Annotated in this window: 12 protein-coding genes; 3 read left to right on the top strand and 9 right to left on the bottom strand. The window is 50.0% G+C overall.

Translation table 11 applies throughout. From position 1 onward, the window contains the following. Positions 1–14: 14 nt before the first annotated feature. Both ACJJIL_RS06305 and ACJJIL_RS06310 read right to left on the bottom strand, forming a co-directional pair. Positions 15–1,289 (bottom strand): OprO/OprP family phosphate-selective porin, encoded by a 1,275-nt coding sequence (locus tag ACJJIL_RS06305; RefSeq protein ID WP_445361433.1) that lies wholly within the window; start codon positions 1,287–1,289, stop codon positions 15–17. A 135-nt stretch (positions 1,290–1,424) separates the two neighbouring features. Continuing rightward, positions 1,425–2,315 carry a TraB/GumN family protein gene (locus ACJJIL_RS06310; protein ID WP_445361434.1) on the bottom strand — a complete coding sequence of 297 codons (891 nt, stop codon included), beginning with the start codon at positions 2,313–2,315 and terminating at the stop codon, positions 1,425–1,427. 170 nt (positions 2,316–2,485) lie between these two features. On the opposite strand from ACJJIL_RS06310, the gene ACJJIL_RS06315 reads away from it, so the two are divergent. Next, complete coding sequence (locus ACJJIL_RS06315; protein WP_445361435.1) at positions 2,486–3,583, top strand: glycosyltransferase; 1,098 nt, start codon at positions 2,486–2,488, stop codon at positions 3,581–3,583. Between the two features lie 54 nt (positions 3,584–3,637). On the opposite strand, the gene ACJJIL_RS06320 is transcribed toward ACJJIL_RS06315, so the two are convergent. The 3 genes from ACJJIL_RS06320 to ACJJIL_RS06330 all read right to left on the bottom strand — a co-directional run bounded on the left by ACJJIL_RS06320 (position 3,638) and on the right by ACJJIL_RS06330 (position 6,087). Beyond that, a complete protein-coding gene (locus ACJJIL_RS06320) occupies positions 3,638–4,222 on the bottom strand; it encodes an acyloxyacyl hydrolase (RefSeq protein ID WP_445361436.1) in 585 nt (194 codons plus the stop codon). A gap of 99 nt (positions 4,223–4,321) precedes the next feature. Continuing rightward, positions 4,322–5,470, bottom strand: a complete 1,149-nt coding sequence (locus ACJJIL_RS06325; RefSeq protein ID WP_445361437.1) for a sigma-70 family RNA polymerase sigma factor — start codon at positions 5,468–5,470, stop codon at positions 4,322–4,324. 185 nt (positions 5,471–5,655) lie between these two features. Beyond that, entirely contained in the window at positions 5,656–6,087 is a 432-nt protein-coding gene (locus ACJJIL_RS06330; protein ID WP_444907751.1) for a hypothetical protein, read from the bottom strand. A 286-nt stretch (positions 6,088–6,373) separates the two neighbouring features. On the opposite strand from ACJJIL_RS06330, the gene ACJJIL_RS06335 reads away from it, so the two are divergent. Next, on the top strand, positions 6,374–6,682 hold the full coding sequence (locus ACJJIL_RS06335; RefSeq protein WP_444941203.1) for a hypothetical protein: 309 nt from the start codon (positions 6,374–6,376) through the stop codon (positions 6,680–6,682). 82 nt (positions 6,683–6,764) lie between these two features. On the opposite strand, the gene ACJJIL_RS06340 is transcribed toward ACJJIL_RS06335, so the two are convergent. From ACJJIL_RS06340 to ACJJIL_RS06355, 4 genes are all read right to left on the bottom strand, one after another. Next, positions 6,765–7,523 carry a YciK family oxidoreductase gene (locus ACJJIL_RS06340; RefSeq protein ID WP_445361438.1) on the bottom strand — a complete coding sequence of 253 codons (759 nt, stop codon included), beginning with the start codon at positions 7,521–7,523 and terminating at the stop codon, positions 6,765–6,767. Positions 7,524–7,575: 52 nt separating this feature from the next. After that, complete coding sequence (locus ACJJIL_RS06345; RefSeq protein ID WP_413662676.1) at positions 7,576–8,235, bottom strand: HAD family hydrolase; 660 nt, start codon at positions 8,233–8,235, stop codon at positions 7,576–7,578. 12 nt (positions 8,236–8,247) lie between these two features. After that, positions 8,248–8,949: a bifunctional 2-polyprenyl-6-hydroxyphenol methylase/3-demethylubiquinol 3-O-methyltransferase UbiG gene (ubiG, locus tag ACJJIL_RS06350; protein ID WP_444893285.1), complete on the bottom strand. Its 702-nt coding sequence runs from the start codon at positions 8,947–8,949 to the stop codon at positions 8,248–8,250. 66 nt (positions 8,950–9,015) lie between these two features. Next, the gene (locus tag ACJJIL_RS06355; protein WP_445361439.1) at positions 9,016–10,341 is read right to left on the bottom strand and encodes a TRZ/ATZ family hydrolase; all 1,326 of its coding nucleotides are present in this window, start codon (positions 10,339–10,341) and stop codon (positions 9,016–9,018) included. 192 nt (positions 10,342–10,533) lie between these two features. On the opposite strand from ACJJIL_RS06355, the gene gyrA reads away from it, so the two are divergent. Then, complete coding sequence (gene gyrA, locus ACJJIL_RS06360) at positions 10,534–13,095, top strand: DNA gyrase subunit A (RefSeq protein WP_445361440.1); 2,562 nt, start codon at positions 10,534–10,536, stop codon at positions 13,093–13,095. Positions 13,096–13,259: the final 164 nt, after the last annotated feature.

Consider the following 13,259-nt stretch of genomic DNA (forward strand, 5'->3'; position numbering starts at 1 on the left):
CGCTTTATAATCCCCTACCAAACCCCTTGTAGTCGTATGGCGAATTGGTTGGTTTTGTCTCCAGTAAAATCGTTGTCGCCTAGGGTGATGTTCATCATTACCCGAACTTTGGGGTTGAAGTAATAGTTTACCCCTAACGTGAGATTACTTGCTCGCAGCTGGTGGAAATTGCGGTTTTCTATAGTTTGGTATCTTGCGGCAACTTCCCATGCGTCTTCTGGGGGGGATGGTTTAATTGACTTAAAAACCCCTTTCTTGTCGTCATATGGCTTGTGCTGCCCGGTAATTGCCCAGCTTCCCAAAATGTACCAGGAGTGGACATCCTGCCCGCCAATATAGCACCCGGTGATAGGGTCACAGAAAAAATTCGGAGGCAAACCGAAAAACTCTTCATAGACCAATTCTGAGAGATAAATTTTTCCTGAAAAGTGCCCGTAGGCGTATTCCGCCTGACCAAATAAGGGACCGTAGGTTGCAGCCAGCTCGAAACCGGTAATATTGACTCGCCCCCCACCGTCGCCGAGAAAAAATTCATCGTCACCAAAATCGCCAAAAAAATTAACTGATCCACCAGGTGAGATGGCTATAAGTTGCTCTGGCCCTCGCCGGCCCGCATAGGCGACCTCAGCAATAATATCAGGTGTATCTTGGTTAGCTTTTTCGTAACTACGGGATACGCCCAGGTGAACGGTTGATATGGAGTCGCTGATTGGAGCCCAGGTTAATCGAGTTGCGGCGCCAAACCCCGAATTACGTGGGTCACCAGGGTTTCGCAAGTTGAACAGGGTAAAACCGAAGGTATGGCAGCACCATTGTTTATCCCACTTGATCCCCTGTAAGTAGCCTCGTCCGTCGTAAATACCTGCAGAGCTGGTAAATGCTCGCTCCATAAGTACGAGGTCGTTTGAGCTGGTTAGTTGACTCATTGATCGACTGGGTTTGAAATTGCCAATAGTCAACTTTCCTGTATAGAACTTTGTACTTAAATAAACGTCACGCAACCCTGCGGTTCCGCTAGTGGCAAAGTCTCTCTGAAGTTTGTATTCCCACTCCCAGATTTTGCCCCTCATTGTCAACCTAACCCGACGGAAGTCGGTTGTATTGACCGGATCTTCTAGGTCTTTGTCAAAAATGTATGTATCGAAGTGAATCCTTCCGCCGAGTTGTGCGGAGAAATCCCCATCGTCAGAGACAATTTTCAGTCCGCCTTTTGTCTCGGCTTCATCAGCAATAGCCGGGAAGCTAAATAAAAGAATTGATATGGCACAGTATGCTCCCCAGCATTTCATCGGACGCCTCTAGTTGAGAGTTGTCATTGGTCACGGGAAAAGTGCTATTCGAGTTTAGCAATAGAAAAGACTTTGGACGGGGAGGGGGGATGGGACGGCGCAGAAAATCTGCGCCGAGGGTTACTGGACAGTTGATTAAAGGCGTTCTAATTTGTAACCAGTGTCGCCTAGAAACTCGATAACACTGCGTTCGCCCACCAAGTGGCCAGCGCCGACAATGACAAACAGAGACTGGTAGTTTGGCCCCTTAAGGGCAATTTTCTCAGCCATCCTTTCATTGCGATTAAAAAAAAGTGTGTCATAGAGCGGCTTATATTCAGGGTTTTCAGTTAGGCCGTCGAGGATAATAAGGCGATTCAAAGCTTCTTCATCTCCTCGCTTCCATGCGCTGGTGAGTTTGGGTAAAAAGGTTGAAATATCCTCAATTTGCTCAAGGGTTTGCTGGAAGAGGAGCGCAGGGTTGTCCAGGTCATTTAACATCTTGAATTGTTGCAAGACACCTTCCAGCTCCAGAACGGATTTTCCATCCTTTTTTGCTTTTTGTAAAAAGTGCCTATCAATGCCTAGTTCTGGGTTAAGGCCGTGGGCTTGCATCTCAATCATGCTCATAGAGATCATGGCTATGGCGGGACGCTGCCGGATAAACATAGCCTCGGGCATACTACGTTTTCGCATCCACGACTTCAGTTGGCTGTATATCGCGGGTGGAAGTTCGTCTTTTAAAGTTCGTTCACCTTGGTAGATAGACTCCATCATGATTCGCTGCTGTAACAGACTGTCGCCTTCTGCAGCGAGAATGTCAGCCTCGACGGCAATGGCATCACTATTGGAGTAGGCCTGTTCAATTTTTGATCTTAGAGGGTAAAAATCCTCAGTTGCCAAGTGAACCGAGCCTAATAAGTAAACGGTTTTATTATCTTTAGTTGCTTTCCAGAAGATGCCTTTATCGCTCTCAGCGGCTGAAGCTCCTATTGTTAGTAGAAGCAGTGTAAAGGCGAGAAAGTAACTTATTTGTCGCTGAAGCATTGTCGGGTCCCTGAGTAATTTGCCTTTGCAAATACTATCACTAACACCTTCAGGTACCAGAGGGGCTTTTAGGCATCAAGTCACTGACTTGTAAATTAGTGATGATTTACTGGGAAATTATCCTATAGGAAGTCAAAATAGACCTTTTGGTCTGTTTCACGGAAGTCAAATTGAAAGTTGTACAGTTTTTGCCCAGCCTAGAACCAGGGATTACAGCAACTCTTGCGCTTGAGTTTGCAAATGAACTGGTCAAAAAAGGCCACGAGTCCCTGGTAATTTCTACTGGTGGGCCATTGGAGGCGCGGTTTCGTTTGCACGGTAGTGACTTTATCAGCTTTCCAAAAATCAGTGAGTCAATTTGGTCTTTGCGGCACAAATCCCGCCTGCGTAAGATTCTCGCAGGATTGCAACCGGATATTGTCCATACCTATGGTCGCTCAACGGCTTTTCTAGCTTGGCGCGCCTTAAAGAGTGATCCAGCTACAAGTCGCCCTAAGCTGGTGCCGCTCGTAGATCAAGATTTTCCCAACAGTTATTTCAATAAAGGTGTGCTGTCAGGAGATGGAATTATCGCAAGCTCCCGAGGGATTGCAGAGAACCTGAAGAAGTCATCCCTCAAGATTGCAGAAGACTCGATAGAGGTTATTTATCACGGTATCAATATTCGCGAGTTTGATCGTGAAAAACCGGTAGCGAGCCAGTGGCAACTGAAGCTTTTGAATAGCTACCCCCAGCTGGAAGGGAAAAACTGGTGGTTCATGCCGGGAGAGATCTCTGCAAGTGGTGGCCAGGAGGAGTTTTTACATCTGTTGGCCCGGGCTGCGGCACAAAGCGATGATATTCACGGAGTGATTGTAGGAGCTTTGGCTGAAGATGATTTGCGTTATCTGAAAAAACTTGAAGGGCTCGCACAAGATTTGGACCTCGGTGGTAAGGTTACTTTCCTAGGTGAACGCCGTGATATGCGTGAGCTGTATGCAACTTCTCAGTTGGTTTTTCAACTCGCCAGCGAGAAAGACGGGAACGCAAAACATTCCAAGGAGGCACTGGCGATGGGGCGCCCGGTAGTCGCTTATTCCGAAGGTTGTACGGGGGAGGTTTTGCAGAAATATTTTCCTGAAGGGCTGGTGGAGAAAGGTGATCTAAAATCTTTAATGGAAGCGTGTTTGAATTTAGTGAGCAAGCCAAATAACCCGAATCCACAAGAGTTTAGCTATGCAGCTTCAGCTGGAAAAACCATAGACTTTTTTCAGCGCTTGCTTAATTAAAATAAAAACAATCTTAGTCGTTAGCAATCTGGAAAGTATTGAAAGGTTGAATTTCTAAAAGTTAAGGTGCCCGTTCAAAGAGGCGAAATCAAAACCGGGATTGGGTGTATTGGTTCTGGCGTTTGAAAAATGACTGTATCTTAAAGAAAGGATGTGGCCTCTGGAAAAACGGTACCCGAAAGCAAAGTGCAGGGCAAAGTTTAGTTTGGTGCTCAATCCAATATCACCAAAGTTCTTTTGGCTTAAGTAGGATGCTCCTGCGCCTGCTTCAGCAAAGCCGCCCCGTAATTCACCTCGGGGGTACCAGCGCAAAATAGGTTTAATTTCGAGAATATTTTGTTGCTGTTTCTCGCTGTGGTGTTCAATTCGCATATGGGAGTAGCTGCCTTGTCCCCACCATTGAAGTGAATTGTCGCCAAGGCTAAATGAAGACAGTAGATAGGAGTAGCTGAATCCAGCCATTTCTGAGGCCGAGATAGAGCGATACTGCATTAACTCATTTCCTAACCCTTTACCTGCGCTTGCAATAAGCTCGGATTCTGCTTGGGTCGGTGGGGCTAGAAGTAGTCCGCCGACAAAAAAATAGGTACAGCATTTAAAGGCACAGTATTTTTCGTTGAAGACCGCTAACTTACGCATAACTTCGCAGTACTAACTGATAGAACTGTTTTAAAGACTAGTGGGAAAGGGTTCGATGGCAAGCTCTCAGGAGAGGCTTGCCATCGACTTCTTCCTTTTCTAACGCCACTGCCGCTTCAGTTGTCGAAGTGCGTCAGAATGAAGTTGTCGCGCGCGCTCCTGACTAAGCCCCAATTGCTCGCCAATAACTCGAAAAGAGCAATCCTTGTCAGAAATTAATCCATACCGCAAGTTGAGGACTGTCCTTTGTCGTGCGGGGAGGCGGGCAACAGCTTCACGGAGGCGTTGAGCTAGCTCCTGGTTGGTTACAAGCTCATCCGTATTGTAAAGTTCATCAGCAGGTGCGTAGTCCAGCCGGGTACTGCTCTGGTCGTCTGCGACTGGGTCATCAAGGGACCCTGTTGGTCCTGGGAGTTTTAATAAGCTCTGGATTCTCTCAATATCTAATCCTGTGTGGCGGGCCAGATTGTCATCGGATGCGGGTTGCCCCTGAGCGCGTACTTCACCAATGGCTCTGTAAATCGCTCTTAAATCATCCTGGACATTGGCTGGTTGTCGGACAAGATCTTCGTTGCGCCTTAAAGCTAATTGAATTTCTTGCTGAATCCACCAGTAGGCATAGGTTGAAAAGCGGTATCCCATTTGTGGTTTGAATCGCTCAATGGCTTTCATTAATCCAACATTGCCTTCTTGAATTAAATCGATAAAGGGAACTGATGGGTTGCGAAAGCGTTTTGCGATGGCAATAACCAGGCGCAGATTACATTGGATCAATTTTTTCCGCTGTTGTTGAAAGCGCTGTAGGAGTCCGGTTAACCTGCTGCGGCCGCGCCTATCCAGGAACTTGCTGGTGAGAAGGGTTTCAGTGTGGGCAATTATAAGCCCATGGTCGTAGGCGCCTGTGCTTCCACGCTGCTCCACTCCTTCGCTGCGAAGCTGGACCAACTCGGTGCCGCTTTCCTGAAGGTTGGAAATGAGCTTCTCTTCCAGGTCGCGTAATAGACAGGTGGTACTGTGCTCTTCCTCCGGAGTTAATAGCTCAAGCCTGTAAAGGTGCTTGAGATAGCTCTGCATTGGGGTGGTGCCGCTCTCGGAGAGGGTATCACCCGCTGCGTGAATCTCTTCCGTGTCAGGGTCTCGCTCGACCTGGGGGTCGGGCTCGCTGGCACCCTGGCAGGAGTCAGAGAGTGGTTCGCCTGTATCCTTCAGCCATTCTTCATCCCTTGAGTAAAAATGTTCTCGGGACAAGTGCTTAAACCTTCTGTTGGCTGTGTGAACGAAACTTGTTGATCAGTCTATTAAGCTGTCGAGTGACGCCTATTTCTACTTACTATAGATGTATCAGTAAGCTCAAGAAGGGAAAAATGGGACTTGAAGGTTCTGTTTTTCTGGAAGCGGGGGCAGTTATATCTGCCCCTCTAGAAACTCAGCTTTTACTGGGCGCGCTTGACCCTTACTTTTCGGCCACCATCTTTTGCTTGCATAAAGAAAGAGCCAAGCATTGCTTTCTCTACGACTACTAAGCTTCCAGTTTTCCAATGGATCCTACTATCGTCATTCTGGCGCCATACTTGGCCATTATCCAGTTTGATTAGGGACTTGTGATAAGCGCCTTTGGTTATTGAAACAATTCTAGCTTCGATAAAGCTAGGCGTTTCGGTTACTACGCTCTTCTGTTTCTTTCCAAATTCGTTTTTTGCCCGGTCTTTCAGAGAGTCGGTCAACATGTCATAGCAAGATAACCGCTTTATGTCAGCTTCAATACGACTACATTTTGCTAACTCTTCTGTTAATGGCGTCGCGAAGACGGGGGAATTGCTAAGCATAGAAAATGCAATAAAACAGGTTACAAGTATGGCTTTCATAGTGTTTGGGGCGCTTCTAGTCGAGAGATGTCATCCAATTCTGCCTTACGCGACTTGCTTGAACAAATAGAAATGCAGATGGGTTCACACTTTTTTAGCTGTCAGCATGAAAGAATTTGAAGAGCCACAGATGCTGGCTGTCTACTAATTATGGGGATCGAGATCAGTTTGTGGAACATTGCCGTTTTTAGTAGTTGTTGTTTGACAAATGTGATTATCAGGGCTTTTAATTAAAAGCTATTTGCTGTGAGTCACTTATAAAATTAGACTATCCAGGGGCGGGGAAATGAAAGGGTTGCTAACACCTGCAGCACTGTTTGCTGTTGTGGTTGGGTACGTGTCTTGCGAAGGGATAAGCCTTGCGGTATCTGATCGATCTGCAGCTTATGCTGTGGGGGTCGCGCTTAGTGAGCGGGATGATCAGTCCGTTGACTACAACCAGTACTCGGGAGATGCTCAAGATGTAGAGCTGTTTGATGGCTCCAACATGATGGAGTTTGAAGGCGATGTATTTGCCGATGCTCCCGAGCATATGCCTCCAATTGGAGAGGGGGCGGACTCAAAAGACAGTGATGAAAAGGGCTTCGGTGAGTAGCTATCAAGTGCAATGCCAATAGGACTTACATGGACAAGTACCCGAGATCGAAGCCCGGATTCTTGTCCAGGAGACAGGGTAACTATTTCTTCTGAGCGCTAAAATGCTTCCCACTAACTCCGTTACTGTCTCTACCCATTAAATAGAGGTAGGTGGGCATAATATCTTCTGCAGAGGTTACCGACTGTGGGTTTTCTGCTGGGTAGGCAGTTGCTCGCATTGTTGTACGGGTTGCCCCTGGGTTTAGGGAGTTGACCCGGGTATTGGAAACCCCTTCCAGTTCATCGGCGAGTACCTGCATCAGCCCTTCAGTGGCAAACTTCGATACTGAATAGGCTCCCCAGTAGGCTCTCCCTTTAACCCCAACGCTGGAGCTTGTAAAGACAACAGAGCCGGCTTCTGATTCCTCTAGCAGGGGCAGCATTGCCTTTGTTAGTCCAAACGCTGCATTAACATTCACCTGCATTACTTGTTGCCAAGTGTTGAAATTGTAATTGCCGATAGGGGTGCGTTGCCCGAGTAGGCCGGCATTGTGCAGGAGTCCATCCAGGCGGCCAAACTCGTTGCGGATAGCTTCTGCGAGACTCTCGAAATCCTCTATTTTTGCCGCACCCAGGTCCATGGGGAAAATAGCCGGCTGTGGCCCGCCGGCAGCCTCGATTTCGTCATAGACAGCTTCTAACTTGGGAGTTGTACGGCCTAGCAAAATTACCGTCGCCCCGTGAGAAGCAAAAGTCTTTGCTGCAGTTTTACCTATGCCGTCTCCGGCACCGGTGATAAGAATAATTTTGCTCTTTAATAGGTCGGAGGGCGCTTGATAGTCGCCAACAAAGTCTGACATGAAATATCCCGATACTGTCACCGGGCTTGGGTGCCCGGTATTACTTCAAGTTTCAAAAATAGTGTTGTTCTAGAAGGGGCCAAATTTCATTGGCGGAATTTACCAGGTGGTCTGCCCCCCAATTGGCGGGGTTATCTGTAGAGTCAATATAACCATACCCGCAAGCGATAGTCGGCATACCAGCCTTTTGTCCGGCGATGATATCGCGCTTGTGGTCGCCGATATAAATTGCTTCAGCGGGCGCGCAACCAATCTGGCTGCAGGCTAAAAATAGGGGCTCGGGGTCCGGCTTGGATTTGCTGACGTGGTCAGGGCAAACAATTGCAGAGGCTGGCGGTAGATGGGTAAAGGCTTCCATCAGCGGAGTGGTGTAGGCCTCTGGTTTATTGGTGACAATCCCCCAGGGAAGGTTTTTTTCAACCAGGTTGTCGAGCAGGTTGTCGATACCGGGGAAAGTGGTCGTCTTCTCTGCAAGATGTGCCAGGTAGAGGTCTAGCAACCTTTGCAGTAATCCTGGGAAGGCGGGGTCACCTTCTTCTTTGTTAAACCCCAATGTCACCAGCGCCCTGGAACCATTGGATACAGTTCCCCGGATCGTCTCGTCAGGCAGTGGAGGTAACTGTTCCTGTTGGCGCAGTTGATTTAATACAACAATAAAATCTGGCGCTGTATCAAGCAGGGTACCATCCAGGTCAAATAAAACGGCTTTCATTTTGCAGTTCACTTATTCTGGTTTGCTGGCATACATCAAATAATTGACGTCGACATCCCGGGGGTTCAATTTGTAGCTTCGGGTAACCGGGTTATAAGTCATACCGGTTATATCGTGCGCTTCCAGGGACTCATCGCGCAGCCAGGCGCCCATTTCTGAGGGGCGGATAAACTTACTGTATTCATGAGTGCCCTTGGGCAGTAAGCGTAGGACATATTCTGCTCCGACTACGGCAAACAGCCACCCTTTGGGGGTGCGGTTGATCGTAGAGAAAAATAGCTTGCCGCCAGGTTTTACAAGTTTCGCGCAGGCGCGAATGACAGAGGACGGGTCTGGTACATGCTCAAGCATCTCCAGGCAGGTAACAATATCAAAGCTCTCGGGCGCTTCTTCTGCCAGTTCCTCTACTGCCACTTTGCGATAGTTGACGCTGACGCCACTTTCGAGGGCGTGGAGTTTGGCGACATTGAGTGGGGCTTCCCCTAAATCGATACCAGTAACATCGGCTCCCCTCTGTGCCATGGCTTCAGCCAGGATACCGCCACCGCAGCCCACATCGAGGAGCTTCTTACCGGCAACCGGAGCATACCCGTCAATGTAATTTGCACGCAGTGGATTGATTTCGTGTAGTGGTTTGAACTCGCCTTCCTTGTCCCACCAGCGGCTGGCAAGTTGCTCAAATTTGGCGATTTCTGAGGGATCTACATTGCTCATGAACTTCTCTGCAAACTCCGTCGCTCGTAACCGGCATTTTTCAGTGATTGGGCCGGAATCAGTTATCTAGCGTAAATTTCCGCTGATTCTATCACGCCATATTTGCGCCCGCTGGATAACCTCAGTTTCGTTTAAGGTTTGTAGCTGGCGCTCCTTTAAAAGTTGTCGCCCGGCGACCCAGACATCACTGACATTGTGTCCTCCGTTGGCATAAATCAACTGGGACACTGGGTCATGCAAAGGCTGCTGTTCTAGACCGCCGAGATTGATAGCAGCAATGTCTGCGCTTTTGCCTACTTCCAGGCTTCCGGTTATATCTTCAATTCCCAGTGCTTTGGCTCCGTTGATGGTCGCCATGCTCAGTGTCTGATGCGCGGGTAGGGCTGTTGCGTTCCCGCTAACAGCTTTTGCCAGTAGTGCGGCTGTGTTGGCTTCGGAGAACAGGTCTTGGGTGTTATTGCTCGCAGCGCCATCAGTGCCAAGGGATACGTTGATGCCGGCTTCCAGCATGTCATAGGCTGGGCAGAAGCCTGAGGCGAGCTTGAGATTAGATGATGGGCAGTGAGAAACATGGGCGCCACTTGAGCTCACTAGCTCAATGTCTCGTTGATTAGTGGCCACCATATGTACACAAAGTGTCTGCGGCCCCAACAGCCCAAGGCGGAATAGCCGCTCGGTGGGCCGCTCTCCAGTAGCGTTCAGGGCGCTTTCAACTTCAGCGTGGGTCTCGTGGAGGTGCATTTGCATGGGGATCTGCGCTTCGGCAGAGCAGACTGCAATTTTCTCCAGTGTTTTATCCCCCACGGTGTAGGGGGCGTGAGGTGCAAATACCACCTCAATTCGATCGTGCGCACGGTAATCATCGCGTAACGCCAATCCTTTGTGCAGAGCCTCGTTGCTATTGCGGCTCCAGGGGGTTGGGGCATCCAGCACGGGGAAGGCGATATGGGCCCTGATTCCGCTTTCCCGCGCAGCAATGGCGACGGCTTCCGGGAAGAAGTACTGATCAGAAAAAGTAGTAGTACCAGAGCGCAACATCTCGGCAATCGCTTGCCGGCTGCCGTCAGCTACAAATTGCGGGCCTACCCAGCGTTGCTCTGTCGGCCAGATGTGCTGCTCCAGCCACTCTTTAAGTGGGCGGTCATCAGCGTAGCCGCGCAATAGCGTCATGGGCGCATGGTTGTGAGTATTAATTAACCCTGGAATTAGTGCGTGTTGCCCCAGGTCGACTTCATCTGTTGCCCTAAAACGAATTGAGGCCTCAGCTGTGGGTACCAGGGCGGAGATTTTGCCCTTTTCTATTGCGAGCGAACAATTTTCGTACACTTTTTTCTCGGGTACGACGGGTATGATCCAGCGTGCGTGGATCAGGGTATCGACAGCTTGTTGCATGAGGACTTATCTGGTGGCTGCTGTGGGGGTGTTTTACTGTAGCCGCAGTCAAAGGGGGCGACAACTGTGGTTTGGGTTGCAGTTTTATATCTCATAGTCCTGCGGCTCCAAACATCTCAAACTATGGTAGAATCGCCCGCTTATCCCGGGCACAGTACGTACGCCCGCGCTATAAAAGGAACGCCGTAAGCCATGGGCGAATTAGCCAAAGAAATCTCTCCGATTAATATCGAAGAAGAACTCAAGCAGTCTTATCTCGACTATGCCATGAGCGTGATTGTCGGGCGCGCACTGCCGGATGTACGCGATGGCCTCAAGCCGGTACACCGCCGCGTGCTTTACGCGATGAGCGAGCTTAAAAACGACTGGAATAAACCTTACAAGAAATCAGCGCGTGTCGTTGGTGATGTAATCGGTAAATATCACCCGCACGGAGACACTGCGGTCTACGACACTATTGTGCGTATGGCGCAGCCGTTTTCTATGCGTTACACCTTGGTAGATGGCCAGGGTAACTTCGGTTCTATCGATGGTGACAGTCCAGCTGCCATGCGATACACCGAGATTCGAATGGATAAGTTGGCCCACGAGCTGCTGTCCGATCTCGATAAAGAAACTGTTAATTTTGTCGATAACTACGATGGTTCTGAGCAAATGCCGGAGGTATTGCCTTCGCGTGTGCCGAACCTCTTGGTCAATGGTTCCTCCGGTATTGCGGTGGGCATGGCCACCAATATCCCTCCCCATAATCTGGGTGAGGTGATCAAGGCTTGTCTGGCTCTAATTAATAATTCCGAGTTGACCGTCGACGACCTGATGGAGTACATCCCCGGGCCGGACTTCCCCACCGGCGCCATCATCAATGGCCGCGCCGGTATTCTCCTTGCCTACCGTACTGGCCGTGGCCGCATTTATGTGCGTGCCAAAGCAGATGTGATCCGCGATGACAAGACCAATCGCGAAACCATCATCATTACTGAGATCCCCTTCCAGCTGAATAAGGCGCGCTTGATAGAGCGTATTGCTGAGCTGGTGAAAGAGAAAAAGATCGAGGGTATCTCTGAGCTGCGCGACGAATCCGACAAAGACGGCTTGCGCGTAGTGATTGAGCTTAAGCGGGGAGAGCTGGGTGATGTGGTTCTGAATAACCTTTATTCCCAGACCCAGCTGGAAAGTGTCTTCGGTATCAATATGGTAGCCCTGGTCGATGGCCAGCCCAAGGTATTGAACCTCAAAGAGCTGCTCGAGCACTTTATTCGCCACCGCCAGGAAGTCGTTACCCGCCGTACGGTCTACCTGTTGCGCAAAGCCCGCGAGCGCGGTCATATTCTGGAAGGTCTGGCGATTGCCATCGCCAATATTGATCCGGTAATCGAGCTGATCAAATCTTCCGCCACGCCGGCAGATGCTCGCGAGGCGTTGCTGGCTAAAGGCTGGCCTGTGGGCAATGTACAGCAGTTCCTGGAGCGGGCTGGCGCCGATGCCTGCCGTCCAGATGATCTGCCGCAAGAATTTGGTTTGCGCGACGACTCTTACTACTTGTCCCCGGCCCAGGCTCAGGCAATTCTTGAATTGCGCCTGCACCGCCTGACGGGCATGGAGCACGACAAGCTGCTGGCAGAATACCAGGATCGACTGGAGCAGATTGCTGAATATCTGCATATCCTCGGCAGCTTCGAGCGCCTGATGGAAGTGATCCGCGAAGAGTTAGAGCAGCTGTCAAAGGACTTTAACGATGAGCGTCGTACCGATATCGTTGCGTCTCGCCAGGATCTGACCGTTGAAGACCTGATTACCCCGGAAGACAAGGTAGTAACTATCTCCCACGGTGGTTACGCCAAGAGCCAGCCTCTGACCGACTACCAGGCCCAGCGCCGTGGTGGTATGGGTAAATCCGCGACCCAGGTAAAAGACGAGGACTTCGTCGAGCATCTATTAATCGCCAACTCCCATGACACCCTTCTGTGCTTCTCCAATAAGGGCAAGGTGTACTGGCTGAAAGTCTACGAAGTGCCCACCGCTGGCCGAGCCTCCCGTGGTCGCCCAATGGTTAACATGTTGCCCCTGGAAGAAGGTGAGCGTATCAGCAGCATGATGCCGGTGTCCGAATACGACGAAAATCACTTTATCTTCTTCGCTACTGCCAATGGCACCGTGAAGAAAACCCCCCTCACCGCTTTTGCCCGCCCCCGCAGTGTTGGTTTGCGTGCAATTGAATTGGAGGAGGGCGATCGCCTGGTAGCCACTGCGATTACCGATGGTGAGCGTGATGTAGCGCTGTTTACCAGCGCCGGTAAGGCAGCGCGCTTCTCCGAGTCCAATGTGCGCTCAATGGGCCGTGTTTCCCGTGGTGTTCGCGGTATTCGTATGCAGGAAGGTCAGCAGGTTATCGCTATGGTTATCCCTGAAGAGGGTGGCTCTGTGATGATGGCTACTGAGAATGGTTACGGTAAGCGCACAGCTATCAGCGAATTCCCCACCAAGGGACGCGGTACCCAGGGTGTTATTGCGATCGCGGAAAGTGAACGTAACGGTGCCTTGGTTGGGGCCTGTCAGGTGCACCCAGGTGAGGAGATGATGTTGATCTCCGACCAGGGCACTCTGGTGCGTACCCGTGTTGATGAAGTGTCTGTACTTGGGCGCAACACGCAGGGGGTGCGAGTGATTCGCCTGAAGACTGGCGAGAAGCTGGTTGGTCTCGGTCGCATTGAAGAGACCGAGGATGACGGTGAAGAAAACGGTGGGGAAGAGTGACCCACCGCTCCAGACCACTAAGAAAGGCTGCGTTTATCGCGGCCTTTCTTGCCTTTGGCTCCCACGAAAAACGCTAAAGGCGCGATATCTATCCCTCTGAATGGCAATTTGTGCGTAGACACATCTAGTTGTATTTGAAACCTTTTTTGTATTGTGGAAATCAG

Source organism: Microbulbifer maximicatervae (SeqCode), assembly GCF_052468095.1.